The 24,912-nt window shown below is 72.7% G+C and carries 22 protein-coding genes; 9 read left to right on the top strand and 13 right to left on the bottom strand.

From position 1 onward, the window contains the following. Positions 1 to 55: 55 nt before the first annotated feature. The 3 genes from AB0I16_RS07970 to AB0I16_RS07980 all read left to right on the top strand — a co-directional run bounded on the left by AB0I16_RS07970 (position 56) and on the right by AB0I16_RS07980 (position 3,167). The gene (locus AB0I16_RS07970) at positions 56 to 1,312 is read left to right on the top strand and encodes a sugar ABC transporter substrate-binding protein (protein ID WP_363248451.1); all 1,257 of its coding nucleotides are present in this window, start codon (positions 56 to 58) and stop codon (positions 1,310 to 1,312) included. Beyond that, positions 1,309 to 2,241, top strand: coding sequence for a sugar ABC transporter permease (locus AB0I16_RS07975; RefSeq protein ID WP_363248452.1), 933 nt, complete (start codon positions 1,309 to 1,311; stop codon positions 2,239 to 2,241). Before AB0I16_RS07970 ends, AB0I16_RS07975 begins: the two co-directional genes overlap by 4 nt. Before the next feature lie 101 nt (positions 2,242 to 2,342). Beyond that, positions 2,343 to 3,167 carry a carbohydrate ABC transporter permease gene (locus AB0I16_RS07980; protein ID WP_363248598.1) on the top strand — a complete coding sequence of 275 codons (825 nt, stop codon included), beginning with the start codon at positions 2,343 to 2,345 and terminating at the stop codon, positions 3,165 to 3,167. Positions 3,168 to 3,174: 7 nt separating this feature from the next. On the opposite strand, the gene AB0I16_RS07985 is transcribed toward AB0I16_RS07980, so the two are convergent. Then, positions 3,175 to 5,409: a hypothetical protein gene (locus AB0I16_RS07985; protein ID WP_363248453.1), complete on the bottom strand. Its 2,235-nt coding sequence runs from the start codon at positions 5,407 to 5,409 to the stop codon at positions 3,175 to 3,177. An 88-nt stretch (positions 5,410 to 5,497) separates the two neighbouring features. Beyond that, a complete protein-coding gene (locus AB0I16_RS07990; protein WP_363248454.1) occupies positions 5,498 to 5,737 on the bottom strand; it encodes a hypothetical protein in 240 nt (79 codons plus the stop codon). Positions 5,738 to 6,546: 809 nt separating this feature from the next. Here AB0I16_RS07990 and ppdK point away from each other — a divergent pair. After that, on the top strand, positions 6,547 to 9,285 hold the full coding sequence (gene ppdK / locus AB0I16_RS07995) for a pyruvate, phosphate dikinase (protein WP_363248455.1): 2,739 nt from the start codon (positions 6,547 to 6,549) through the stop codon (positions 9,283 to 9,285). A gap of 136 nt (positions 9,286 to 9,421) precedes the next feature. Here ppdK and AB0I16_RS08000 read toward each other — a convergent pair whose 3' ends face one another. The 6 genes from AB0I16_RS08000 to AB0I16_RS08025 are packed head-to-tail and all read right to left on the bottom strand — an operon-like array spanning position 9,422 to position 14,725. Next, a complete protein-coding gene (locus AB0I16_RS08000; protein ID WP_363248456.1) occupies positions 9,422 to 9,991 on the bottom strand; it encodes a hypothetical protein in 570 nt (189 codons plus the stop codon). Between the two features lie 28 nt (positions 9,992 to 10,019). Further along, the gene (locus tag AB0I16_RS08005; protein WP_363248457.1) at positions 10,020 to 11,219 is read right to left on the bottom strand and encodes an FAD/NAD(P)-binding oxidoreductase; all 1,200 of its coding nucleotides are present in this window, start codon (positions 11,217 to 11,219) and stop codon (positions 10,020 to 10,022) included. 3 nt (positions 11,220 to 11,222) lie between these two features. Next, complete coding sequence (locus AB0I16_RS08010) at positions 11,223 to 11,414, bottom strand: ferredoxin (RefSeq protein WP_363248458.1); 192 nt, start codon at positions 11,412 to 11,414, stop codon at positions 11,223 to 11,225. Positions 11,415 to 11,440: 26 nt separating this feature from the next. Continuing rightward, positions 11,441 to 12,292: a fumarylacetoacetate hydrolase family protein gene (locus AB0I16_RS08015; protein ID WP_363248459.1), complete on the bottom strand. Its 852-nt coding sequence runs from the start codon at positions 12,290 to 12,292 to the stop codon at positions 11,441 to 11,443. Continuing rightward, the gene (locus AB0I16_RS08020; protein ID WP_363248460.1) at positions 12,289 to 13,212 is read right to left on the bottom strand and encodes a catechol 1,2-dioxygenase; all 924 of its coding nucleotides are present in this window, start codon (positions 13,210 to 13,212) and stop codon (positions 12,289 to 12,291) included. The genes AB0I16_RS08015 and AB0I16_RS08020 overlap by 4 nt, the downstream gene beginning before the upstream one ends. Beyond that, the gene (locus tag AB0I16_RS08025) at positions 13,205 to 14,725 is read right to left on the bottom strand and encodes an aldehyde dehydrogenase family protein (RefSeq protein ID WP_363248461.1); all 1,521 of its coding nucleotides are present in this window, start codon (positions 14,723 to 14,725) and stop codon (positions 13,205 to 13,207) included. Before AB0I16_RS08025 ends, AB0I16_RS08020 begins: the two co-directional genes overlap by 8 nt. A 135-nt stretch (positions 14,726 to 14,860) precedes the next feature. Here AB0I16_RS08025 and AB0I16_RS08030 point away from each other — a divergent pair, with 135 nt between their 5' ends. Beyond that, the gene (locus tag AB0I16_RS08030) at positions 14,861 to 15,604 is read left to right on the top strand and encodes a gamma-glutamyl-gamma-aminobutyrate hydrolase family protein (RefSeq protein WP_363248462.1); all 744 of its coding nucleotides are present in this window, start codon (positions 14,861 to 14,863) and stop codon (positions 15,602 to 15,604) included. On the opposite strand, the gene AB0I16_RS08035 is transcribed toward AB0I16_RS08030, so the two are convergent. Next, on the bottom strand, positions 15,605 to 16,180 hold the full coding sequence (locus AB0I16_RS08035; protein WP_363248463.1) for a MarR family winged helix-turn-helix transcriptional regulator: 576 nt from the start codon (positions 16,178 to 16,180) through the stop codon (positions 15,605 to 15,607). Between the two features lie 181 nt (positions 16,181 to 16,361). Continuing rightward, entirely contained in the window at positions 16,362 to 17,159 is a 798-nt protein-coding gene (locus AB0I16_RS08040; protein ID WP_363248464.1) for an acetoacetate decarboxylase family protein, read from the bottom strand. A gap of 361 nt (positions 17,160 to 17,520) precedes the next feature. Here AB0I16_RS08040 and AB0I16_RS08045 point away from each other — a divergent pair, with 361 nt between their 5' ends. Both AB0I16_RS08045 and AB0I16_RS08050 read left to right on the top strand, forming a co-directional pair. Next, positions 17,521 to 18,843 (top strand): glutamine synthetase family protein, encoded by a 1,323-nt coding sequence (locus AB0I16_RS08045; RefSeq protein ID WP_363248599.1) that lies wholly within the window; start codon positions 17,521 to 17,523, stop codon positions 18,841 to 18,843. A 34-nt stretch (positions 18,844 to 18,877) separates the two neighbouring features. Further along, complete coding sequence (locus AB0I16_RS08050; RefSeq protein ID WP_363248465.1) at positions 18,878 to 20,191, top strand: cytochrome P450; 1,314 nt, start codon at positions 18,878 to 18,880, stop codon at positions 20,189 to 20,191. On the opposite strand, the gene dusB is transcribed toward AB0I16_RS08050, so the two are convergent. Further along, on the bottom strand, positions 20,154 to 21,287 hold the full coding sequence (gene dusB / locus AB0I16_RS08055; protein WP_363248466.1) for a tRNA dihydrouridine synthase DusB: 1,134 nt from the start codon (positions 21,285 to 21,287) through the stop codon (positions 20,154 to 20,156). The genes AB0I16_RS08050 and dusB overlap by 38 nt on opposite strands. 123 nt (positions 21,288 to 21,410) lie before the next feature. Between dusB and AB0I16_RS08060 the strand changes: the two genes are divergently transcribed. Then, a complete protein-coding gene (locus tag AB0I16_RS08060; protein WP_363248467.1) occupies positions 21,411 to 22,865 on the top strand; it encodes an MFS transporter in 1,455 nt (484 codons plus the stop codon). Between the two features lie 26 nt (positions 22,866 to 22,891). Here AB0I16_RS08060 and AB0I16_RS08065 read toward each other — a convergent pair whose 3' ends face one another. Together AB0I16_RS08065 and AB0I16_RS08070 are read right to left on the bottom strand one after the other, a co-directional pair. Then, complete coding sequence (locus AB0I16_RS08065; protein ID WP_363248468.1) at positions 22,892 to 23,410, bottom strand: hypothetical protein; 519 nt, start codon at positions 23,408 to 23,410, stop codon at positions 22,892 to 22,894. Between the two features lie 157 nt (positions 23,411 to 23,567). Continuing rightward, positions 23,568 to 24,026, bottom strand: a complete 459-nt coding sequence (locus tag AB0I16_RS08070) for a hypothetical protein (protein WP_363248469.1) — start codon at positions 24,024 to 24,026, stop codon at positions 23,568 to 23,570. A gap of 79 nt (positions 24,027 to 24,105) precedes the next feature. Here AB0I16_RS08070 and AB0I16_RS08075 point away from each other — a divergent pair, with 79 nt between their 5' ends. Then, positions 24,106 to 24,909, top strand: coding sequence for a helix-turn-helix domain-containing protein (locus AB0I16_RS08075; RefSeq protein WP_363248470.1), 804 nt, complete (start codon positions 24,106 to 24,108; stop codon positions 24,907 to 24,909). Positions 24,910 to 24,912: the final 3 nt, after the last annotated feature.

Raw genomic sequence — 24,912 nt, forward strand, 5'->3', positions numbered from 1 at the left:
ATCGTTGGGCCGACGTGAGGTGAGGCACCGACCGCACTCAGGGAGACGAACCAGCATGACGATCAGCCGAAGGACACTGCTCGGTACCGGCGCGGCTCTCGGACTGCTCACGGCCTGCGGCTCGAACACCGGGCGCGGCGGCGGGGGTTCGGGCGGCAGCGGGCCCCGGCTCGCGCAGTGGTACCACCAGTACGGCGAGGCGGGCACCGAGCAGGCCGTGAAGCGGTACGCCGCCGCGTACGACAAGGCGGACGTACAGGTCCAGTGGCGGCCGGGGAACTACGACGAGCAGACGGCGGCGGCCCTGCTCACCGACTCCGGACCCGACGTCTTCGAGGTCAACGGCCCGTCCCTGGACCAGATCCGCCAGGGCCAGGTCGTCGACCTCACGGACCTCTTCGAGGGCGTGCGGGACGACTTCAACCCGGCGGTGCTCGCCCCGAAGACGTACGACGGGAAGATCTGGGCGATCCCCCAGGTCGTCGACATGCACCTGCTGTACTACCGCAAGAGCCTCCTCGACGACGCGGGCGTACGGCCGCCGAAGAGCCTGGACGAGCTGGTCGACGCGGCGAAGGCGCTGACGACCGAGGACGTGAAGGGCCTCTTCCTCGGCAACGACGGCGGCGCGGGCGCCCTCGGCGTCACTCCCCTGCACGCGGCGGGCCTCTCCTCCGTCACGGAGGACGGCGGGATCGGCTTCGACGACCCGGCCGCCGCCCGGACCCTCGGCAAGCTCCACGCGCTGTACGCCGACAAGTCGCTGCTGCTCGGCGCGCCCGCCGACTGGTCGGACCCCTCGGCGTTCACCCAGGAGCTGACCGCGATGCAGTGGTGCGGCCTCTGGGCGCTGCCCGCCGTCGAGAAGGAGCTGGGCGACGACTTCGGCGTCCTGCCGTTCCCCGCCGACGGCTCCGGCGGGAGACCGGCGCTGCCCGTCGGCGCGTACGGCGCGGCGGTGAGCGCCCGCAGCAGGCACCGTAAGGAGGGCAGGGCCTTCCTGAAGTGGCTGTGGATCGACAGGACCGAGTACCAGGAGGACTTCGCGCTCTCCTACGGCTTCCACCTCCCCGCCAGGCTCTCCCTCGCCGAGAAGGCGGACAAGCTGAAGGACGGCCCCGCGGCGGACGCCGTGCGCCACTCCACCGAGTACGGCTACGCGGAGCCCCTGCTGTGGACGCCCGCGTCCCGTACCGCCTACCAGGACGCGCTGAGCCGGATCATCAAGTCCGGCGCGGACCCGGCGGACGAGCTGAGATCCGTGGTCCGCGAGGTGCGGGCGGAGCTGGCTCGGGCCCAGAAGAAGCCGTGAGGGCCGCCGCCTCCCGGCGAGGCGGCGTCCTCGGCGCCCAGAACCGCACGCTGTGGTTCTGGGTGTTCGTGGGCCCCTTCGCGCTCGGCCTGGTCCTCTTCACGTACGTACCGCTCGCCTGGAGCGTCTACCTCAGCTTCTTCGACGCCCACAACACGGTCGCGCCCGACGACTTCATCGGCTTCGGCAACTACACGTCGCTGCTGCGGAACGACGCGTTCACCGACAGCCTCGTCACCTTCGCCGTCTTCTCCGCGTTCATCGTGCCGACGACCTTCGTGCTCTCGCTGGCGCTCGCGCTGATGGTCAACCGGCTCCGCAGGGCGCAGGCGTTCTTCCGGTCCGTCTTCTTCCTGCCCGCCGCGTGCAGCTACGTCGTCGCGGCCCTGATCTGGAAGCTGTCGATCTTCAACGGGGTGCGGTTCGGCCTCGCCAACACCGTCACCGGCTGGTTCGGCGCCGATCAGACCGCCTGGCTCTCGACCACGGACCCGCCCTGGTACTGGCTGGTCATCGTCACCGTGCGGCTCTGGCTCCAGGCGGGCTTCTACATGATCCTCTTCCTCGCCGGGCTCCAGCGGATCTCCCCCGTCCTCTACGAGGCGGCGGCGGTGGACGGGGCGCGGCCCGGCTGGCAGGTGCTGCGCCACATCACCCTGCCGCAGCTGCGCGCGACCTCGGCCGCCGTGGCGCTGCTGCTCGTCATCAACGCCTTCCAGGCCTTCGACGAGTTCTACAACCTGCTCTCGGACTCGGGCGGCTATCCGCCCTACGCCCGCCCGCCGCTCGTCTACCTCTACTACACGGCGCTCGGCCAGGAGCAGAACCTCGGCCTCGGCAGCGCGGGCGCGGTGATCCTCGCCCTGATCATCGCGGTCGTGACGATCGGCCAGGCCACGTGGTTCGGCCTCGGCAGGAAGGAGGACTGACCGCCATGACCCGGCCCAGGGCCACGGCTCCCCGCCGCCCGGACACCCCCGCGCCCCGACGCCCCCGCGCCGCCACGCCCCGGCGGCCCCTCGACGACGCGATGGTCCGCGCGGGCCGCGCCCTGCGCGCCGTCCTGCTCACCGCCCTCGCCCTGCTCTTCCTGATCCCCTTCTACCTCCTGCTGCGCAACGGTCTCGCGTCGGAGGACGAGATCACCTCGCCCGACTGGACGTTCTTCCCCTCGACGCTGCGCTTCTCCAACCTGCCGGAGCTCTTCGAGGACCCGACGGTGCCGATGGCGCACGCCCTGCTCAACTCGACGCTGATCGCGGTGGCGACGACCCTCGGCACCCTCCTCCTCGCCTCGCTCGCCGGGTACGGCCTGGCGCGCGTCCCCTACCGCCACGCCGACAAGGTCTTCTACGCGATCCTCGGCACGATGATGGTCCCGGCGGCCGTCACGTTCGTGCCGAGCTTCGTCCTCGTCTCCTCGCTCGGCTGGGTCTCGACCCTGCGCGGCCTGATCGTGCCGACCCTCTTCTCGGCCTTCGCGTGCTTCGTCTTCCGCCAGTACTTCCTGGGCTTCCCCCGGGAGCTGGAGGACGCGGCCCGGGTGGACGGGCTCGGTTACTGGCGCACGTACTGGCGGGTGGTCGTCCCCAACTCCCGCCCGGTCTTCGCGGCCGTCGGCACGATCGTCTTCATCGGCGCGTGGAACTCCTTCCTCTGGCCCCTGGTCATCGGGCAGGACCGCGACGCCTGGACGGTCCAGGTCGCCCTGGCCACCTTCACCACCTCGCAGGTGATCCGGCTGCACGAACTGTTCGTCGCCGCGGCGGTCTCGATCCTCCCGCTGCTCGTGGTCTTCCTCTTCTTCCAGCGGTGGATCGTGGCGGGGGTGGAGAGGTCGGGGATCGACGACTGACCCCTCCTCACTCGGGCACGGCGACGTCCTCCACCCGCTCGGGGAGCTTGCGCAGCCTGGACAGCGTCTGGTTCAGCAGCCGTACGGCCGCGTCGGCGCGTTCCCGGGCGAGGGGCCGGGGCGCGGCGTCGGAACGGTCCGCGAGGTCCGCGAGGTCCGCGAGAACGTCACCCAGCTCCCCGGAAGCATCGTGCAGCTCCCGGAGCAGTCGCTCCATCCGCTCCACGAGGCCGTCCGGGGTGAGCGGCCCGGTCCCCGGCGCGGTGAGGCCGGGCCGCGTGGTGCCGGGCGATGCCGTGCCGCCGGCGGAGGCGTAGAGCGTGGGAGCCGCCTGGGCGGGGACCGTTGGGTCGGGCGCTGCCGGGGAAGCCGGTGAGGGCAGCGGGGCAGCGGCCGCCGGAACCGGCGGCGCTGGGGTGGACACGGACGGCAGGGCCGTGGCGGCGGGCAGCGGATCGGGTCCGGGCACCGCCGCTCCCGGTCCTCCCGCCGTCCCCGGTGTCACCACCGCCCGCCGTCCCGTGGCCGCTGCCGCCCTGCGCGGCCGGTTCCCGGTCTCCTTCGGGAACTCCTGGTCGAACCAGAGCGGCGTCATCTCGCGGCTGGCCAGCTCCTTCCCTGAGGAGCCGCTGACCCGCCAGGGACGCCGGTCGCCGTCGTCCATGGCCCTGGCCAGCGACCTCAGCAGTCCGACCGCCGCCTGGCGGTTCTTCTCGTGGCGCAGGGCCTGGAGGCAGTTCATGACGGTCCTGCGCGACCGCCGGACCCGCTCCCCCGTGTCGCCGATCGCCTCCTGGCCGTCGAGCGAGCCCCGGTCGGGCTCGATGATGCCGAAGGAGGCGAGCCAGTGGGCCGCCCGGTAGGACACCAGCTCGTCGAAGGCCTGGTCATCGGTGTCCGCCGCGGCCAGCAGTTCGGGCAGCCTGCGCCCGGAGAGGCAGATGCCTTCGCGGGCGCGTGTGGAGAAGACCTCGCCCAGCCGGGGGTTCCAAGGCGCCGGGTAGCTCTCCGAGGTCAGCGCGGACCAGGTGCGTGCCCGCTGTTTGATCTCCTCCGCGCTGAGCTGGGACGGCGGGTTCTCGCTGAGGGCGCGCCGCAGCAGATGCCGCTTCCGCGGCTCGACGGGGAAGAACTCCTGGAGCAGCCGCATGGAACGCAGGTCGCGCAGCTCGGAGACCGTCATGTCGGCCGACGCCTCGGGGAGTTCCCTGATGGGGGCGAGCCCGGCGAGGACCTCCGCGGTCCGCTCGTCGATGACCCGCTGTGCCACGTACATCCCGAGCACGCTTCGCCCCAGCGCCCGCGATCGGTCGACGGCGTCGAACTCCAGCGGCGGGTGGACGTGGTCGCGCCGGTTGTTCATCTGCACGATGCGGTAGAGGCGCTGCGGGGTCGGGGTGCCGATCACCAGATGGGCGTCGACCACCGCGACGGCGGCGGCACGGCGTGCCCGGGAACCGCTGGTGGGGTCGAGATCGTCGTCGGCCGTCTCGGCGTACTCCTTGTTGAGCAGGGCGGAGAACTCGGTGAGCCAGACGCGCGGGTCGCAGACGACCTCGTCCCCTTCGCGCCCCAGCTTCCGCGCCGGCACTCCCGCCAGCACCTCACCGGAAGTCAAACGGAAAATCGACTGCCTTTTCTGTGTTCGATTATTTCCCCGCACTGCCATCCAACCCCAATAGGCATCGGGGTAAAGCGGCTTGCCTTCCGGCCCTTCCTCCTCATTCTGTTCGAGAACCACCTGCTGGGGTACGTACATGCCCGGTTCTTGCTGCCCGTTGAGTACGAGGTCCTCCTCCAGGTCGTACGGGCGTACGCGATCCCTCCGCTTCAACGCGTCCGCGGCGTCCTCGGCGTTCATCATCAGCGCCTGCCGGTCCGCGACCGTGCTCCGCAGCGCGGCGAAACACGTCTCGTGACCGTCCTCGCCGGTCTCGGTCCACGGTCGCACCGGAGCCAGCGTCTTCTCGGCCCCCCTGCGCACCGTCGGGTCCGCGACGGAGCGCCAGATCGAACTGATCCGTTCGTTGTGCCCCCACTGGACGCCGCCGACGCCGTGCATCCGGACGACGGCGACCATCATGTCTCCGGCGTCCGTCCGGATGCGGCGCACCACACCGCTCCTGAGGCGCCTCAGGCCCTGGTCGTCGGGTTCGGTGAGGGAATCCTCCGGGTCGACGATGAAGGGGGCGATGTTCTCCAGGGCACCCCGAGGCAGGTTCGCCCCCTCGGTGGCGAGCACGGCGTCGATCCATGCCTCTTGCCGGTCCGGAGGGACCGGGAGTGGGAACGGACTGCCGGTCGTGGCCTTGCTCATGCTGTGCCTCGCATCATTCGGGGTCGTGAAGCCGGTCGACGGCCCACTGGACGGCGATGCCCGCCGACCGGTAGGCCGGGTTGCCCGTCAGGGCCTCGGCCGCGGCGAGGGCGACCCGCACGGCCAGCAGGCGGTTGGCCACCCGGAGGCGGCGTCCCGCCTTCGCCTCCGCTTCGGCCAGCTCCCGCTCCTTGCGCCGGAGCTCCTCGGCGGATTCATCGGAAGGGCGGTCGGAATCGGAGAAAGAAGGCATGCTGAATGAGCCCTTCGGAAAGGCGGCCGCAGGTCGACCTGACGGCCAACACCCGTTCCGCAGAGAGGTCTGACGAGCAGGACGATGCTGGCATCGGTGCGGGCCGGATTTTCAGATCGGGCGATTGATCACACCATGTGAGGATGGAGCGAACTCGCGCCCGAATGGGGGTGCGGTTAGCAATAACAACCGCCGCCCTCGCACTCTTGCGGATCACCGCCGCCTGGACCCGGCGTCGGCCCCGCCCGGAACCGGACGCGCGCGCGATCACCCGGTCACAAGTTCGCGTGAACGCCCGGCCACGAGGCGTTCGCGTGAACGCCGGAGATCTGGCCGGAACTCCTTCCTCGTCCGCGCACCCGGCCGGTGCGGGCCGCGGCTCACGGCCCGACAGCCACCGCCAGCGGCCCGCCCATGCGGCTCACGGCGGTCCGGATGGTGACATCCGGCCCTGCCGGACAGCGTGATTCTCGCCACCCCTGATAAGGCTTGCGCTCAGATGAGCGAGAAAACGGCGGCTGCACTTCTCCAAGGGGTGGCACTCAGTGCCACTGCTCGATCATTCACGACGTGAACTCACATCTGAGATACTGGCGCTCATGTGAGCGTTTCGCAGGGTCTACGGGGGTTGCTCGTTCAAGAGTTGAATGCAAGTCGCCGGTATCCGCTACCGCCTGGTCACTTTCGATCTAGCGGCGGACGGGTGGTTACGGCCGTATGACGCGCAAGTGGACGTACCCAGGTGCCTTCGATCTGGGTATGTTCCTCGCCGTCAGGGCAGCCACCGAGTCCTCCAGGAGCCGAGACCCGTGTCGGAAAACAAAGATCCCCACGTAGCTCACACGAGTGAGGGCGTCAAGTTCGTCTACGACTTCACCGAAGGCAACAAGGACCTCAAGGACCTCCTCGGCGGCAAGGGCGCGAACCTCGCCGAGATGACCAACCTCGGGCTGCCCGTCCCTCCGGGCTTCACCATCACCACCGAGGCGTGCAAGACCTACCTCGACAGCGGCGAGGAGCCCGCCCCGCTGCGGGACGAGGTGAGCGCGCACCTCGACGCCCTTGAGCGGAAGATGGGCAAGAAGCTGGGTCAGGCCGACGACCCGCTGCTCGTCTCCGTCCGCTCGGGCGCCAAGTTCTCGATGCCCGGCATGATGGACACCGTCCTGAACATCGGGCTCTCCGACAAGTCCGTCTCCGGGCTCGCCAAGCAGTCCGGCGACGACCGCTTCGCGTGGGACTCCTACCGCCGGCTCATCCAGATGTTCGGCAAGACCGTCCTCGGCGTCGACGGCGACCTCTTCGAGGACGCGCTGGAGGCCGCCAAGAAGGCGAAGAAGGTCGCGGTCGACACCGACCTGGAGGCCGCCGACCTCAAGAAGCTCGTCACCAGGTTCAAGAAGATCGTCAAGGCGGAGGCCGGGCGGGACTTCCCGCAGGACCCGCGCGAGCAGATGGACCTCGCGATCCGCTCGGTCTTCGAGTCGTGGAACACCGACCGCGCCAAGCTCTACCGCCGCCAGGAGCGCATCCCGCACGACCTGGGCACGGCCGTCAACGTCTGCTCGATGGTCTTCGGCAACCTCGGCCCCGACTCCGGCACGGGCGTCGCGTTCACCCGCGACCCGGCCAGCGGCCACCAGGGCGTGTACGGCGACTACCTGCAGAACGCGCAGGGCGAGGACGTCGTGGCGGGCATCCGCAACACCGTCCCGCTCGCCGATCTGGAGCAGCTCGACAAGAAGTCGTACGACCAGCTCATGCAGATCATGGAGACCCTCGAAACGCACTACAAGGACCTGTGCGACATCGAGTTCACCATCGAGCGCGGCCAGCTGTGGATGCTCCAGACCCGCGTCGGCAAGCGCACCGCCGGTGCCGCCTTCCGCATCGCGACGCAGCTCGTGGACCAGGGGCTCATCGACGAGGCCGAGGCACTGCAGCGCGTCAACGGCGCCCAGCTCGCGCAGCTGATGTTCCCCCGCTTCGACGAGGGCGCGAAGGTCACGCAGCTCGGCCGCGGCATCGCCGCGTCCCCCGGTGCCGCCGTCGGCAAGGCGGTCTTCGACTCCTACACCGCGATCAAGTGGTCGCGTTCGGGCGAGAAGGTCATCCTGATCCGCCGCGAGACCAACCCCGACGACCTGGACGGCATGATCGCCGCCGAGGGCATCCTGACCTCGCGCGGCGGCAAGACCTCGCACGCGGCGGTCGTGGCACGCGGCATGGGCAAGACCTGTGTGTGCGGCGCCGAGGAGCTGGAGGTCGACACCAAGCGGCGCTGCCTCACCGCGCCGGGCGGCGTGGTCGTCGAGGAGGGCGACACCGTCTCCATCGACGGCTCGACCGGCAAGGTGTACCTCGGTGAGGTGCCCGTCGTGCCCTCGCCCGTCGTGGAGTACTTCGAGGGCCGCATGCACGCGGGCGCCGACGACGCCGACGAGCTGGTCGCCGCCGTGCACCGGATCATGGCGTACGCGGACCGGGTGCGGCGGCTGCGGGTGCGCGCCAACGCGGACAACGCCGAGGACGCGCTGCGGGCGCGCCGCTTCGGGGCGCAGGGCATCGGCCTGTGCCGCACCGAGCACATGTTCCTCGGTGAGCGCCGCGAGATGGTCGAGCGCCTCATCCTCGCCGACGCGGACGACGAGCGCGAGGACGCGCTCAAGGAGCTGCTGCCGCTCCAGAAGCGGGACTTCGTGGAGCTGTTCGAGGCGATGGACGGCCTGCCCGTCACCGTGCGGCTGCTCGACCCGCCGCTGCACGAGTTCCTGCCCGACATCACCGAGCTGTCGGTGCGCGTGGCGCTCGCCGAGTCCCGCAAGGACCCCAACGAGAACGACCTGCGCCTGCTCCAGGCCGTGCACCGGCTGCACGAGCAGAACCCGATGCTGGGTCTGCGCGGCGTCCGCCTCGGGCTCGTCATCCCCGGCCTCTTCACCATGCAGGTGCGGGCCATCGCCGAGGCCGCGGCCGAGCGCAAGAACGCCAAGGGCGACCCGCGCGCGGAGATCATGATTCCGCTCGTCGGCACGGTCCAGGAGCTGGAGATCGTCCGCGAGGAGGCCGAGCAGGTCATCGCGGAGGTCCAGGAGACGACCGGCGTCGAGCTGAAGCTGGCGCTCGGCACGATGATCGAGCTGCCGCGCGCCGCGCTGACGGCCGACCAGATCGCGGAGGCCGCGGAGTTCTTCTCCTTCGGCACGAACGACCTGACGCAGACCGTCTGGGGCTTCTCCCGCGACGACGTGGAGGCGAGCTTCTTCACGGCGTACCTGGAGAAGGGCATCTTCGGGGTGTCGCCGTTCGAGACCATCGACAAGGACGGCGTCGGCCGGCTCGTGCGGGACGCGGCCAAGGCGGGCCGCGCGACCCGTCCCGACCTGAAGCTCGGCGTCTGCGGCGAGCACGGCGGTGACCCGGAGTCGGTGCACTTCTTCCACGAGGTGGGCCTGGACTACGTCTCCTGCTCGCCGTTCCGCATCCCGGTGGCGCGGCTCGAAGCGGGCCGCGCGGCCTCGCACTCCACGGGCAGCGACCACCGGTAGGCGCCTGCCCCAAGACCCCGGGACCGTCGCCGTGTCCCCGACCCTCAACACCGATGCGGCGGCGGTCCCGGTCCAGAGCCTGTGGCTCGCCTCATGGAGGGGCGGCACCCGTGCGGGGGTGCCGCCCCTCCGCTCGTCACCGGTGGCGCGCGGCCCGGTGCTTCGCGATGTTCCGTGTCTTCCTGGTGGCGGCCGACCCGGCGAGCACGGCGAGCACCGCCGGTGACGTCGCCCGTTCGGCGAGGAAGCGCTGCATCCACTCCGTGACCTCCGCAAGCTCGGCCCGCGTCGGCACGTGACCGTCCCCGACGGACAGGTAGAGGAGCCAGTCGCGGACGCGGCGGCGGATGAAGTCGCGGAAGCCGGCCACCCTGAGCCGGTCGATCTCCGGCAGGAGCCCGTCCGACCACTGCCGGAACTCGGCGGCTCCCGTCGTCCTCAGCGCGATCTCGTCCACGAGGGCGACCACCGCCCCCTTGGACGCCGTCTCGTCGGGGCCGCGCAGGATCGCGGCCACGACCGCGCGGTCCCGGTCACGGCTCCCCGAAGAAGCGATCACCGAGACGACGCGCTGGTACACGGCCGACCGGACGTGCCCGTCCGCGACCGCTTCTTCCCCGGAGGCGAAGACGGAGGCGAAAGCCGGGTCGGAGTCGGTCATGCCGGCCTCCGCCAGCAGCTCGGCCACATCGGCATGCCATGTCATCGCTTCATTCTCGTGGACCCTCGCCGGGTCAGGTCACCGGCTCGGGCAGCGTCATGAGGGCGGCCCGGTACCGGGCCGCCGCGGCGGCGGCGCCCGGGCCGCCGAGCGCGGCGACGCCGATGAGCCGCGGGCCCCGGTGGTACGCGTACAGCAGGTCGCCGTCCGCCGAGTCCGGGTCGCCCGCCAGGAGCTCGCAGCGGTCGGCGAGTGCGGGCAGGCCGAAGGACTGGAGCCGCAGCCCGAACTGGTCGCTCCAGAAGGACGGCAGCGGTGCGCAGGGCGCCGGGTCGCGGACGGCTCCGGTGAGCCCGGCGACCAGGGTGCGGGCCGCGTGGCGCGCGGTGTCGCCGGGCATCGACCAGTGCTCGACGCGGCGTGCGGGCGAGCCGTAGCGCGGGTTCGGGAAGCGAGCGACGTCGCCGACGGCCACGGCGTGCGGGAGGCCGCCGATGCGCAGGTGCGCGTCGCAGAGGATGCCGTCGGTGAGGTCGATCCCCTCGGTGGCGGTCAGCCACTCGGTGTTGGGCAGCGACCCCACGGCCTCCACGAGTACGTCGGCGGTGACCTCGGTGCCGTCGTCGAGCACGGCGCCCGCGGGGGTCAGCGCGGTGGCGAGGCGGCCCCTGCGGAACCGCACGCCCCGCGCCTCGTGCCGTCGCCGCAGGGCCCGCGCGAGGCAGGTGCCGAGGGCGAGGGCCATGGGCTCCGCCTCCGGGGCGACGACGGTCACCGCGCAGCCCGCGGTGCGCGCGGTGGCCGCGACCTCGCAGCCGATGAAGCCGGAGCCGATCACCAGTACCCGGGCGCCCGCCGCGAGACCGGCGGCCAGGGCCGCCGAGTCCTCCAGGGTGCGGACGACGTGCCGGGGCGGGCCCCCGGGCAGCGGGAGCCTGCGAGGCCGCACCCCCGTGGCGGCCACCAGACCCTCGTAGGGACGGACCGTGCCGTCGGCCAGCGTCAGGGTGCGTGCCCCGAGGTCGGCCGCGGTGACGGCCGTGCCGAGGCGCCACTCGACGTCCGCGACGCTCGGGCGGCGGCGCAGCTCGGTGGCGGTCGCGGGCGCGCCGCCCGCGAGCACCTCCTTGGTCAGCGGCGGGCGGTTGTACGGCAGGTGGGGTTCGTCGCCGTAGAGCGTGATGCGGCCGCGCCACCCGGCGGCGCGGAGCTGTTCGGCGGCGCGCAGCCCGCCGAGCGAGGCCCCGACGACGGCGATGCCGTGTGCCCCCACGGGTCAGCCCTCGACCCGGATGGCCTGCAGCGGGCAGACGTCGGCGGCGTCCTCGGCCTCGTCGCGCAGCGATCCGTCCGGCGACGCGACGTAGGCGAGGCGCCCGTCGTCGTCGAGCCGGAAGACGTCCGGCGCGGCGAAGACGCACTGCCCGTGGTTCTGGCAGACCTCCATGTCGACGGTGACCTTGAGCACGTGATCTCCTCTGCTGCGGCGGGTACTCATCGGCGCGGCGCGCGGATGCCCCGGAACTCCCAGTCGCCGCCGAGTGCCGTGGAGAGGACCTCCTCGGACGCGGTGGGCTGGGCGCCGACGTCGGCGCGTACGGCCGTCGGCCCGGTGACGATGTGGTTGGTGAGGCGTCCGAGCCCTTCGGCCTCGACCTCGACGACGTCGCCGGGGCGGACCGGGCGGGAGCCCGCGGGGGTGCCGGAGAGCAGGACGTCGCCCGGTTCCAGGGTGATCGTGCGGGCGATGTCGGCGACGAGGTAGTGCATGTCCCACGCCATCTCGTCGGTGGAGCCGTCCTGTGCGAGCCGCCCGTTGACGTACGTCCGCAGGTACTTGCCGCGGAAGTCCCAGCCGGTGACGAGTCCGGGGCCGAGCGGGCAGAGCGTGTCGGAGCCCTTGACGCGGAGCATCGAACCGGCGTCGGTGTCGCGGAAGTCGTGCAGGCCGTAGTCGTTGGCGACGGTGAAGCCCGCGATGTACGAAGCGGCCCGCGCGGGCGCGATGTTGCGGCAGGTGCGGCCGATGACGATGCCGATCTCGCCCTCGTAGTTGAGGTATTGGCAGCCCTCGGGGCGGACGACGGCGCCGCCGTGGCTGTTGAGCGCGGAGACCGGCTTGTGGAAGTAGGTGGGCGCGTCCGGCAGGCTCGCGCCGAACTCGGCGACCCTGCTGCGGTGGTTGAGGTGGACGGCGATCACCTTGGAGGGGCGGACGGGCGGCAGGTGGTGCGCCTCGGCGGCCTTCACACGGCGCCCGTCGTGGGCGACCAGCTCGTCGCCCTCGCGCACGACCTGCACGGCGGCCCCGTCGAGGAGGACCCTGCGGTACTCGGTGGTGGTCACGCGGTGCCCCCGCTCTCCCCCGCGAGGGTGCCGGTGCCCGTCCAGCCGCCGGCCGGGCGGTCGAACCACAGGTGCACCTGCCCGGTGCCCACGGAGTTCTCGTACGCGCTGTAGGGGCGCCCCGGAGCGGTGCACCGGTCCTCGCCGAGGGCGCCGATCATCATCAGGTAGTGGCCGAAGCGCGCTTCGGGCCGGTGCGTGAGGAACTCCGGCATGGTGGCGATGACCCGCGCGTGGTCGCCGTCCTCGAACCAGGCGATGCGCTGCTCGTCGGCGGCGCGCGCCCCGGGGGTGCGGATGTGGACGGGGTCGCTCGCCTCGTGGGCGCGCAGTTCGCGGAGCGGCCAGAAGGTGTGGGACAGGGCCCCGGAGGCGACGAGGAGGACCCTGCGGCCGGGGAGCGCGGCGACGCCGTCGGCGACGGCGCGGCCGAGCCGCAGGTGGTCCTCCGCGTCGCCGGTCTGGCAGACCCCGATCGAGACCCACTTCTTGTCGGGGAGGCCGGCGCCCAGGTACTGCCACAGGTTGACCGTGGCGTAGTACACGGGCAGGAAGGGGTCGTCGATCGGGGTGATCCAGGTGCCGTGCCGGTCGGCGGACGCGGCGATGGCGTGGGCGAGCGCGGGGTCGCCCGGGTAGTCGTACGGCATGCGGCACATGCCGCGCGGCAGCTCCTCGGAGGTGAAGAGTCCGGCGCGGCGCGGGTGCGCGGTGACGACGAACTCGACGGTGGTCGCCCAGTGCGAGTCGAGGACGACCACGGTGTCGTAGCCGGGGCTCTCGAAGACGTCGTGGCGCAGTCTGCGCAGGCCGGGGACGAGGCTGGTCTCGCGGCCCTCGTTGAGTTCCTTGCGGGTGGCCTCCGGCAGCACGATGGTCGGTACGTGGGAGAGGAGGCCCGCCCCGACGATCTCACCCATGGCGGGCCACCTCCCCCGCCCCCGGCGCGGTCACGGTGTTCTTGATGTCGCAGTAGAAGTCGAAGGACCAGTCGCCGCCCTCACGTCCGACGCCGGACTGCCGGGAGCCGCCGAAGGGCGCGGAGAGGTCGCGTACGAAGAAGCAGTTGATCCAGACCGTGCCGGCGACGAGCCGCGCGGCGATCCGTTCCGCGCGCTCGCGGTCGCCGGTGGCGAGGGTGGCGGCGAGGCCGAAGCGGGTGCCGTTGGCGAGCCGCACGGCCGTGTCGTCGTCGCCGTCGGGGAAGGTCTGGAGGGTGAGGACGGGCCCGAAGACCTCCTCCTGGACGATCTCGGAGTCCTGCGCGACGCCGGTGAGGAGGGTGGGGAGGTAGTAGGTCCCGCCCAGGCCGGGGTGGGGGCCGCCGCCGATGACGGGCGTGGCGCCCGCGGCGAGGGCCCGGCGCACGAAGCCGTCGACGCGCTCGACGTGCCGGGGGTGGATGCAGGGGCCGACGCCGGTGGCCTCGTCGCGCGGGTCTCCCTGGGTCAGCTTCGTGACGCGGTCGAGGAAGTGCCCGAGGAACGCGTCGCGCGCGGACTCCTCCACGAGGACGCGGGTGGCGGCGAGGCAGACCTGTCCCGCGTTGTCGTACTGCTCGACGGCGAGGTCCGCCGCCAGGCCCGGGTCCGCGTCGGCGAGGACGAGCAGCGGCGACTTCCCGCCCAGCTCGAAGCTGCACGGCGTGAGGTGTTCGGCGGCGGCCCGCGCGATGCGGCGTGCGGTGGGCACGGACCCGGTGAAGCTGATGCGGCGCACGCCGGGGTCGGCGACCAGTGGCGCACCGGCCTCCGCGCCGTACCCCTGGACGAGGTTGAAGACGCCCGGCGGCAGTCCGGCCTCGTGGGTGATGTCGGCGAGGAGCGAGGCGGTCAGCGGTGTCCACTCGGCGGGTTTGAGCACCACGGTGGAGCCCGCGGCGAGCGCGGGGGCGGCCTTCCAGCTCGCGAGCATCAGCGGCGCGTTCCACGGTGTGATGAGCGCGGCGGGGCCCGCCGGCTCCCAGGTGACGTGGTGGGTGTGGCCGCGCGTGGTGAGGTCGGGGTGGCCGAGGGCGAGGAGGCGGTCGGCGAAGTAGCGGAAGTTGTGGGCGACGCGGGGCATGACGCCGCGGCGGTGCGAACGCAGCAGGGCGCCGTTGTCTGCGGTCTCCACGCGGGCGAGGTCCTCGGCGCGGGCCTCGACTCCGTCGGCCACGGCGTGCAGCAGCCGGGCGCGCTCGGCGGGCGGTGTCGCGGCCCAGCCGGGGAAGGCGTCGCGCGCCGCGGCCACGGCCGCGCGGGCCTCGGCGGCGCCGCCGCGGGCGATCCCTGCGAGGGGGGCGCCGTCGATGGGCGAGTGGGTGGTGAAGTACGGGGCCGCGGTGGCGTCGGGGTCGGCCGACGCGAGGCGGGTGCCGCCGATCCAGTGGCGGGTGTCGACGGGGACGCCCGCGACGGTCGCCGTCGGGAGCGGAACCTCTGGAAGAGCCATCGCGACCTCCAGTTCGTTTGACCCCAAACAACATAGGAAAGGTGGGGGGCGGGGTCAACCCCTCGTCGAAGGGCGGGAGTTGGCCTACCGTGTGCGGCCGGCCGGCCGCCACTCCGCTCGGCATCTGGAGACGACGTGGACGCATCCGTGAGCACGGCCCCGCCGCCCGTACGCCGCCCCCTGATCGCCCTCCCCCAGCGCTACGCCGCCTCCACGTCCGCCCTGCGCCACGCCGCCGTCGTCACCGCCCGCGCTCTCGCCGAGGCCGTGTTCCGGGCGGGCGGGGAGCCGTTCATGATGCTGCCGGGGGCGCCCGACGAAGCCGCGGGGCGGCTCGAACGGTGTGCGGGGCTGCTGTTGCCCGGGGGCGGCGACCTGGCCCCCTGGCGGTACGCGGACGGCGCCGACGTGCACGGTTCCGTGTACGACGTCGACGACGCGCAGGACGCCTTCGACCTCGCCCTCGCCCGGCTCGCGCGGGACCGCGGCCTGCCGACCCTGGCCGTCTGCCGGGGGCTCCAGGTCGTGAACGTCGCGTTCGGCGGCACGCTGCGGCAGGACATGGGCGGCCCCGGCCGCTGCCACCGCCACCGGACGCACCCCGTGCGCGTGGCCCCCGGCTCGGTGCTCGCGCGGGCGCTCGGCGCCGAGGAGACGGAGGTGTCCTGCTACCACCACCAGTGCGTGGACCGCGTCGGACGGGGCCTCGTGCCGATTGCGTGGGCGGCCGACGGCACGGTCGAGGCGCTGGAACCCGTCTGTGCCACGGGCTGGTTCACGGCCGTGCAGTGGCACCCCGAGGACACGGCGGCGTCGGACGGCGCGATGCGGGGCCTGTTCGACGCGCTGGTCGCCGCGGCGGCGGGCGCACGGCGCTGATCAGGCCGTCCGCGCCCGGCGGCCGCTCCTGCGCGGGGCGGGCGCCGCGCCGTCGAGGAGTGCGCGCCTGCGCTCCTCCCCCTGGCCCTCGGTCCGTACGACGATCTTGCGGAGCAGGTCGGCGAGCGTCCTGCACTCGGCGTCCGTCAGCCCTTCCGTCACGAAGGCCTCCTCGGCGTTGAAGGCGGGGAAGACCTCGCCCATCAGCCGCTCCCCCTCGTCCGTGAGCCGCAGCAGCACGAGCCGCCCGTCGTCGGGGTGGCCGCGGCGCTCCACGAGGCCCCGGCCCGCGAGCGTGCGGGCGACGCCGGTGAGGGTGCCCTTGGAGATGCCCGCCTCCTCGGCGACGTACCGCGTCTCCATCTCGCCCCAGATCCAGAGGACATAGAGCACGACGAACGACGTCCACGTCAGTTCGGCACCGCGCAGCACCGAGTTCTCGAAGTGCTGGCGGACGGCCGACGCCGCGCGGTAGATGTTCGCCACGGCGGCCATCTGGTCGTGCTTGACGGGTGTCCCGCCGAGCTTGGTCCTGACCGCCTTCTCGGTCTCACGGATGGAGCGGTGGCCCGTCACGTACGTGTCTCCTCGTTCCCGTGGTGCGCGTGGTACCGGCAAGTGTCCACGCTCTCCCCCGCGCCCCCAAGTCTCCGGCACCCCTTCGCCTCACCCCGGGCCGTCCGTACCGCCGGTGTCGCGGCAGCCCCGCGGGGGGCGCCGGCCGAAGCCGGCGCCCCCCGCCCCCCGTCCGCCCCCGCTAGTCCATGACCCCCCGCTCCAGGAGGGTCCCGCCGTTCCAGACGACACCCACCTGTCGGTAGTACGCGCCGATCGGCTCCTCGACCGCGAGGGACGCGAGCTCCTCCGTGGGCGCGTCGAAGAGGCGCAGCTCCGCGTCGCCCGCCCACGCCAGGCCCCCCTCGAAGGCGGCCGCCCCCGACTCGATCAGCTCGTCGAGGGCGAGGCCCTTGCCGTCGACGGCCGGGAGCGTCCTGTGGTGGGCCATCGGGTGGGCGTTGACGAAGCCGTTGCCGGCCGACGGCTCGCGCAGGGTGACCACGGCCTCGGCGAGCCTGCGGTCGGCGGCGGCGAGCGTGGCGCCGAAGGCCGCGCCCGCCTCGATGCGCGGGGCGGGGCCGAAGGGGTGCGGCCGGGTCATCTGGATGGAGCCGAGCTTCTTCGGGTAGCCCTGGTGGGTGCCGCGGGCGATGGCGAAGTCCTTGTCGACCCAGATGTAGACGCACCGCGAGTAGGTCCGCCCCCGGTAGGCGCAGCGCACGACCGCGAAGCACTCCTTGTACTGGGCCCGTACGGGATCGAGCAGTTCGGCCCCGCTCTCGCCGCAGGACTGCCAGTCGGCCCAGATCAGCGCGACCGCCCCGGGGTCGCTCGCCGCGGGCTCCAGGGGCTCGGGCAGGAGTTCCCCGACGCGGTCGGGGTGCGTGCGGTACTCCACGGTGAGCAGGTCGCCGGAGTAGTGCCAGGGCGGCGCGGGCACCAGCGAGGACCGCCCGGTCGCCGTCCTGGGCGGGAAGAATCCTCGGACCTCGGTCATGCGCGGGCTCCTTCACCTGCCGGCCCACCGCCGTCGTATGCGTTCGTTTGAGCCCGTACGTTATGCCCGCCGGGCCGTTCTGTCACGGGGTGAGTCACCACTTGTCCGCGTCAACTCCCGCGCGGGGGTGCGCGATGGACGCTCCGGGCACGCGGAGCGCAATCGCCGTGCACCCTCTTGCGCACACCCCCGCGCCTCCCTACCGTTTGAAGTCAAACGACAGTCCAGCGGCACGCACACGGTGCCCCCGTCCCGATCCACCCCGCGGAAAGGCTGGACACGGGTGAGCGAAGCGAGCACACCACCACGAGGGCAGGTGGGCCCGGCGGACCCGGGGGACGTCGGGCAGGCGGTCCGGACGCTGCGCGAACAGGGCACCGACGTCGTCCGCGTCGTCTACCCCGACCTCCTCGGCGCCGACCGGGGCCGTGACGTCCTCGTCGGACATCTGCCGAGCGCCTGCGGCCATGGACTCGCGTTCTGCCGCGCGGTCTACCACACCACCCCCGGCGGCGACGTCGTCCCCGTCACGGGCGGGCTCGACGCCGGGCTTCCCGACGTCTGCGTCTACCCCGACCTCAGCACCCTGCTGCCGCTGCCCTGGGAGCCGGGCGTCGCCTGGTGCCTCGGCGACACCGTCGACCCCCGCACCGGCGAACCCGTCCCCGAGTCGCCGCGCGCCCTGCTGCGCCGGGTGCTCGACGGCGCGGCGGACTGGGCCGGGGCGCGGGGCCTCACCGCGGTCGTCGGCCCCGAGCTGGAGTACTTCCTCTGCGAGCCCGACCCCGCCGCCGCGACCGGCTGGGTCCCGTACGGCGGCGCCACCGGCAACGTGTACAGCGCCGGCAGGCGCGGCGACCCCGACGGGCACCTCCTGCGCACCCTGCGGCTCCTCGACGGCCTCGGCATCGGGGTGACCGCGGGGAACCACGAGTTCGACGGCGGGCAGTTCGAGATCAACCTCGACCACTCCGAGGCCCTGGACGCCGCCGACCGGGCCTTCCGCTTCAAGGCCGCCGTCAAGGAGACGGCCCGCCGCGAGGGACGCCTCGCCACCTTCATGGCCAAGCCGTTCAACGGCGGCGGCGGCTCCGGCTTCCATCTGCACATCTCGCTGACCGACGCCGCGGGGCGCAACGTCTTCGACGACCCCGCGGGCCCCCTCGGCCTCTCCGCCACCGCCCGGCACGCCATCGCCGGCGTCCTCGCGCACGCCCCCGCGCTCACCGCGCTGCTCAACCCCACCGTCAACTCCTACAAGCGCTTCGGCCCCGACACCCTCGCCCCCTGGCTGATCGACTGGGGGCCCGACAACCGCAGCGCGATGGTCCGCGTCCCGCCCGAGCGCGGCGCGGGCGCCCGCGTCGAACTGCGCCTGGGCGACGCGTCCGCCAACCCCTACCTCGCCATCGCCGGAGCCCTCGCCGCCCTCCTCCTCGGCCTCCGCGACGCGCTCGACCCGCCCGCCCCCCTGACGGGCTACGGCTACGACGAGTCCACCGCGCCCCGCCTGCCCGGCACCCTCACCGCGGCCCTCGACGCCCTGGAGGCCGACGAGGCGCTCACCGGGCTGCTCGGCGCGGGCTTCACCGGGGCCTTCCTCACGTACAAGCGCGACGAGCTCGCGCGCTTCCAGAGGGCCGTCACCGACTGGGAGTTCACGGAGTACGCCTTCCTCATCTGACCGCACCCCCGAGCACCTGAGAAGGAGTACGTCCATGCGTACGGCCGCGGGCCCCGCGCCCCTCACCCTCGGCGAGGTCGACCTCGCCGACAACGACCGCTTCACCGACGCCACGCTGCCCTGGCGGATGTTCGACGTGCTGCGCCGCGAGGACCCCGTCCACTGGCAGCCCGAACCGGCCCCCAACTCCGGTTTCTGGGCGGTCACCCGGCACGCGGACATCGTGCGCGTCGACCGCGACCCCGAGACCTTCACCTCCGAGCGGTTCGTCAACCTCGAAGAGGTCGACGACGACTACATCGCGCTGCGCCGCTCCATGCTGGAGACCGACGGCCTGCGGCACCGGGCGATGCGGCTGATCCTCCAGAAGCGGTTCACGCCGCGGGCCGTCGCCACGTACGAGACGTTCCTGCGCGGCCTGACCGGGCGCACCCTGGACGCCGCCCTGCCCAAAGGCAGCTTCGACTTCGTCGAGGAGATCTCCGCGGACTTCCCGATCAACGTGCTCGCGCGCATGCTCGACGTGCCGCGGGAGGACACCCGGCAGCTCATCGACTGGGGCAACCGCATCATCGGCAACACCGACCCCGACTACGCCGACGTCCTCCTGGAGAGCACCGAGAGCGAGCGGTACCGCGATCTGCCCTTCCGCTCACCCGCCGCACTCGAAGTCTTCGCCTACGGGCGGAGGCTGGCCGCCGAGCGGCGCGGCGGGAGCGGGGACGACCTGGTCAGCACCCTGGTCAACAGCTCCCCCAAGGACGGCGTCCCGCTCTCCCCCACCGACTTCGACAACTACTTCCTGCTGCTCGTCGTCGCGGGCAACGAGACGACCCGGCACGCCATCTCGCACTCCGCGCTGGCGCTCATCGAGCACCCCGAGGAGCGCGCCAAGCTGGTCGCCGACCCCTCGCTCGTCCCGGGGGCCGTCGAGGAGTGCCTGCGGTGGGCCTCACCGGTCTACCACTTCCGGCGCACGGCCACGCGGGACGTCGAACTCGGCGGCAAGCGGATCAGGGAGGGGGACAAGGTCGTGCTCTGGTTCGCCTCGGGCAACCGGGACGAGGCGGTCTTCCCCGACCCCTACCGCTTCGACGTCACCCGGCGCGACATCGACCACCTCACCTTCGGCAAGGGCAGCCCCCACTTCTGTCTGGGGAACTCGCTGGCGCGCCTGGAGATGCGGGTCATGTTCGAGGAGCTGCTGCCGCGGCTGAGCGACATCCGTCTCGACGGCGAGGTCCGCCGGGTGCGGTCGAACTTCGTGAACGGGATCAAGGAGCTTCCCGTAACGGTGACACCGGCCCGGGTCAGCCGCCCGACGTGTCCAGCTCCGCGTCCTCGCTGATGCCCGCGCAGTCGTAGGGGTCCTTCAGCCAGCCGTCGGGCAGGACCACGCGGTTGTTGCCGGACGTGCGGCCGCGGGGGCCGTCCGCGCCCGTGGGCCACGGCTGGTCGAGGTCCAGTTCGCCGAGGCCGTCCTCCAGCTCGGCCAGGGACGACGTGACCGCCAGGCGCTTGCGCATCTCCGAGCCGACCGCGAAGCCCTTGAGGTACCACGCCACGTGCTTGCGGAAGTCGATGACGCCCCGCGCCTCGTCGCCGATCCACTCGCCGAGGAGCGTGGCGTGGCGCAGCATGACCGCGGAGACCTCGCGCAGGGTCGGGGCCTTGGGCGCGCCCGTGCCCTCGAAGGCCGCCACCAGGTCGCCGAAGAGCCAGGGGCGGCCGAGGCAGCCGCGGCCCACGACGACGCCGTCGCAGCCGGTCTCGTCCATCATGCGGACCGCGTCCGCCGCCGACCAGATGTCGCCGTTGCCGAGGACCGGGATCTCCGGCACGTGCTCCTTCAGGCGCGCGATGGCGTCCCAGTCGGCCGTGCCGCCGTAGTGCTGCGCGGCCGTGCGGCCGTGCAGGGCGATGGCGGTGACGCCTTCCTCCACGGCGATGCGGCCCGCGTCGAGGAAGGTGATGTGCTCGTCGTTGATGCCCTTGCGCATCTTCATGGTGACGGGCAGGTCCCCGGCGCCGCTGACGGCCTCGCGGAGGATCGCGCGCAGCAGCGGGCGCTTGTACGGGAGCGCGGAGCCACCGCCCTTGCGGGTCACCTTGGGGACGGGGCAGCCGAAGTTCAGGTCGATGTGGTCGGCCAGGTCCTCTTCCGCGATCATGCGGACGGCCTTGCCGACGGTCGCCGGGTCCACGCCGTACAGCTGGATCGAGCGCGGCTTCTCCGTCGCGTCGAAGTGGATGAGCTGCATCGTCTTCTCGTTGCGCTCGACCAGGGCGCGCGTGGTGATCATCTCGCTGACGAAGAGGCCCTTGCCGCCGGAGAACTCCCGGCACAGTGTCCGGAACGGCGCGTTCGTGATGCCCGCCATGGGGGCGAGCACGACGGGCGGCCGGACGGTGTGCGGGCCGATCTGCAGGGGCGTGGACGGCATGGGAAGCTCTCCGGGACGGACGACGGGACCCTCCATTGTCCCTCACCCGGCCGCACTCCGCGGACCACTCCCCCCGGCGGGATCAACCGCGCTCCCGCGCCCCCGCGGGCTACCGTCAGATACATGCCCGATGAACTTACCCGTCGCAGGCGCCTGCTCGTCCTCGCGGTCTGCTGCATGAGCCTGCTGATCGTCAGCCTCGACAACACCGTCCTGAACGTCGCCCTGCCGACCATGCGGCGGGAGTTCGACGCCGGCGTCTCGGGCATGCAGTGGACCATCGACGCGTACACGCTCGTCCTGGCCTCGCTGCTCATGCTCGCGGGCTCCACCGCCGACCGCGTCGGCCGCCGCAAGGTGTTCCGGGCGGGCCTGGTGGTCTTCACCGCCGGCTCGGTGCTCTGCTCCCTCGCCCCGAACCTGCCCTGCCTGATCGCGTTCCGCACGGTCCAGGCGGTGGGCGGTTCGATGCTCAACCCCGTGGCGATGTCGATCATCACCAACACGTTCACCGAGCCGCGCGAGCGGGCCAGGGCCATCGGCGTCTGGGGCGGTGTCGTCGGCATCTCCATGGCGGCGGGACCTCTCGTCGGCGGACTGCTCGTGGACTCCGTCGGCTGGCGCTCGATCTTCTGGATCAACCTGCCGGTCGGCCTCGCCGCCCTCTTCCTGACCATGCGGTACGTCCCCGAGTCCCGAGCCCCGAAGCCGCGCCGCCCCGACCCGGTCGGGCAGCTCCTGGTCATCGTGCTGCTCGGCGCGCTGACGTACGCGATCATCGAGGCGCCCAGCGCCGGCTGGACCTCCCCGCCGATCCTCGCCTCCGCCGCGACGGCGCTCCTCGGCCTGACCGGGCTCGTCCTCCATGAGCCGCGCCGCGCGGAACCCCTCATCGACCTGCGCTTCTTCCGCTCGGCACCGTTCAGCGGCGCCACGGTGATCGCGGTCTGCGCCTTCGCCTCGCTCGGCGGCTTCCTCTTCCTGTCCACGCTCTACCTCCAGGACGTCCGCGGCCTCGACGCGCTCCACGCCGGCCTGTGGATGCTGCCGATGGCGGCCATGACCCTGGTCTGCGCGCCCCTGTCGGGGCGGCTCGTGGGCAGCCGCGGCCCCCGGCTCCCCCTGCTGATCGCGGGGGTGGCGATGACGGCCTCGGGCGTGCTGTTCGCGGCGTTCGAGGCGGAGGAAGCGGGCGCCACGCGCTTCGCCGGCTACGTGCTCTTCGGCCTGGGCTTCGGCTTCGTCAACGCCCCGATCACCGACACCGCGGTCGCCGGGATGCCGCGCGCCCAGGCGGGCGTGGCCGCGGCGGTCGCCTCCACGAGCCGCCAGATCGGCCAGACGCTCGGCGTCGCGGTGATCGGCGCGGTCCTGGCGTCCGGCGTCGCCTCGTCCTCGTACGCGCGGGACTTCGCCGGGGCCAGTCGCCCGGCCTGGTGGACCCTCGTGGCCTGCGGTCTCGCCGTCCTCGTCGTGGGCGCGCTGACCAGCGGCCGCTGGGCGCGCGCCACGGCGGAGCGGACCGCGGAACGGCTGGCGGACGACGGCCAGGGGGTGGCCGCCGTCGCCGGGAGGTAGCCGTGCCCGCGCGTCCGGTTCCTCCGTCAGTGCAGGATCTCGGCGCGCATCCTCTCCTTCGGCGTGGCGATGTCCCAGTAGCGGACACTGCCCCGGGCGTCCTTGTAGGCGCCCGTGCCGCCGGTGACGGCCATGTCGTGCGGACTCTCGCGGTCCGTCAGCAGCGACTGCATCGTCAGGGAGCCGCGCTCAAGTTCCAGCGTGATCACGGCCTGGGACGTGGCCCTTCCGCCGTCGAGGTGGACGATCTGGGACGTCCCGGCCCCGACCCCGACCGCACGGCCGTTCTCCACGGCGGTGCCGCAGTAGACGCTCATGTCGCCCAGGCTCGGCCCCGCCTCGCCGAGATCGACGGCCTTGTACTCAAGGTCCTTGATCCGGAGTTCGATGACCTCGACGCGGCCCTTCTTCGCGGTGTCGGCCCTCCCGGCACCGGAACCGGTGCCGGCCCCCGCACTGCCCGCCGCGAAGACACCGATCGCGGCGGTGGCCAGCGACAGGGCGGCGCATCTCATGAGCACGGGTCGGACCCTGTTGTTCCCCATGGCGGAATCTCCCTCGCGGCGAGCTGCGTGTGCGGACAACCGGACGCTAGGGCGCGCGGGTTGCGGCCGTCCACGACCAGTACCGCCATGAGCTGATCACCCCGAGGGCATGAGCCCGCCATCGGCAGACGCCCCCCGCGCGGCCGGTCCCCCTCCCCTAGAGTCCCTCCTCCGTCGGCCGGTGCTCCACGTACTCGATCACCGTGCCGTCCCGGTGGCGCGCCGTGAAGCCCGAGCCGGTCGGGACCCCGGCCAGCGGCTCCGTGATCTCCGCGCCTTCCGCGGCCAGGCGGTCAAGACAGGCCCGCGCCGAAGCGACGAGCAGGGTGCCGTGCGTCGCGCGGAGGGGAGCCAGGGTCTCCTCCGCGCCCTCGACGAGGAGGAAGGGGCCGACCGCCGCGAGGGCGAGCCGCTTCGCCGGGAACGTGAACCACATGTCCCGTTCCGTGCCGAGCAGCCGTTCGTACGAGGCGGCCAGGGCGTCCAGGGTGCCGGGGCCCGTGTAGACACGGAGGAAGGGGCGGGGCTCGGCGAGGCCGGAGGAGTCGTTCCGGCGGCGCCACATCGTGGGGGTGGTGCGGGTTGTCTCGGTGATGGGGGAAGTTGTCTCGGTCATGGGGGAAGCCGGCGCCGTGCCGGGTGGGCCCTGCCAGACGGGCGTCCGTAGGGGTGACCACGGGTCATAGGCTGGGCGCATGGAAGCTTCGACGGCGGCCACGGCTCCGCGGCAGCGACTCGGCGGGTTCCTGCGGGCCCACCGCGAGCGGCTCGCCCCCGGCGACGTGGGGCTGCCCGTGACCGCCCGGCGCCGCACGCCGGGACTGCGCCGCGAGGAGGTCGCCGCCCTCTCGGGCGTCTCCGTGGCCTGGTACACATGGCTGGAGCAGGGCCGCGTGGACACCTCGCGGCAGGTCCTCGACGCGGTCGCCCGCGCCCTGCGCCTCGATGCCGCGGCCCACCGGCACGCCCTGGCCCTCGCCGGCTTCGCCCTCGCCCCGGCGGGAGGGACCACCGCGTACGCCCCCGGTCTCCGCGCCGTCCTGGACGGCTGGCCCGACAGCCCGGCCCTGCTCCTCGGCCCGGCCCTGGACGTGCTCGCCTGGAACCGCGCGTACACCGCCGTGTGGCCCGACCCCGCGGGCGTCCCCGAGGAGCGGCGGAACCTGCTCCTGCTGCTCGTCGGCGACGAGCGGCATCAGCGGACGCTGCCCGGCTGGGAGCCCGTGGCCATGGATCTCCACCGGCACGTGCGCACGCGTGCGGACCACCGCCCGCGGGACGAGGGCTTCGCACGGCTCACCGGCCGCCTGCGGTCCGCTCGGCCGGACCTCCGGGAATGGTGGGAGTGCCGCTCCGTCGGCGACTTCGCCCCGCGCACGGTCGAGGTCGCCCCGCGGGACGGCGGCCCGCCGAGGCCGTACGGGATGACGCTGCTGCTCGCCCCGCAGCCGCAGGACACGGCGATCCTCGTACAGACGCCGGAGCCCCCGGTCCCATGACCG

This window comes from Streptomyces sp. NPDC050703 (genome assembly GCF_040654435.1).
Lineage (GTDB): Bacteria > Actinomycetota > Actinomycetes > Streptomycetales > Streptomycetaceae > Streptomyces.

Coding starts and splice junctions, on each gene's coding strand:
- AB0I16_RS07970 (WP_363248451.1), top strand. CDS start 56: ATGACGATCAGCCGAAGGACACTGCTCGGTACCGGCGCGGCTCTCGGA.
- AB0I16_RS07980 (WP_363248598.1), top strand. CDS start 2,343: ATGGTCCGCGCGGGCCGCGCCCTGCGCGCCGTCCTGCTCACCGCCCTC.
- AB0I16_RS07990 (WP_363248454.1), bottom strand. CDS start 5,737: ATGCCTTCTTTCTCCGATTCCGACCGCCCTTCCGATGAATCCGCCGAG.
- AB0I16_RS08000 (WP_363248456.1), bottom strand. CDS start 9,991: ATGACATGGCATGCCGATGTGGCCGAGCTGCTGGCGGAGGCCGGCATG.
- AB0I16_RS08020 (WP_363248460.1), bottom strand. CDS start 13,212: ATGGGTGAGATCGTCGGGGCGGGCCTCCTCTCCCACGTACCGACCATC.
- AB0I16_RS08025 (WP_363248461.1), bottom strand. CDS start 14,725: ATGGCTCTTCCAGAGGTTCCGCTCCCGACGGCGACCGTCGCGGGCGTC.
- AB0I16_RS08040 (WP_363248464.1), bottom strand. CDS start 17,159: ATGACCGAGGTCCGAGGATTCTTCCCGCCCAGGACGGCGACCGGGCGG.
- AB0I16_RS08050 (WP_363248465.1), top strand. CDS start 18,878: ATGCGTACGGCCGCGGGCCCCGCGCCCCTCACCCTCGGCGAGGTCGAC.
- dusB (WP_363248466.1), bottom strand. CDS start 21,287: ATGCCGTCCACGCCCCTGCAGATCGGCCCGCACACCGTCCGGCCGCCC.
- AB0I16_RS08060 (WP_363248467.1), top strand. CDS start 21,411: ATGCCCGATGAACTTACCCGTCGCAGGCGCCTGCTCGTCCTCGCGGTC.
- AB0I16_RS08065 (WP_363248468.1), bottom strand. CDS start 23,410: ATGGGGAACAACAGGGTCCGACCCGTGCTCATGAGATGCGCCGCCCTG.
- AB0I16_RS08070 (WP_363248469.1), bottom strand. CDS start 24,026: ATGACCGAGACAACTTCCCCCATCACCGAGACAACCCGCACCACCCCC.
- AB0I16_RS08075 (WP_363248470.1), top strand. CDS start 24,106: ATGGAAGCTTCGACGGCGGCCACGGCTCCGCGGCAGCGACTCGGCGGG.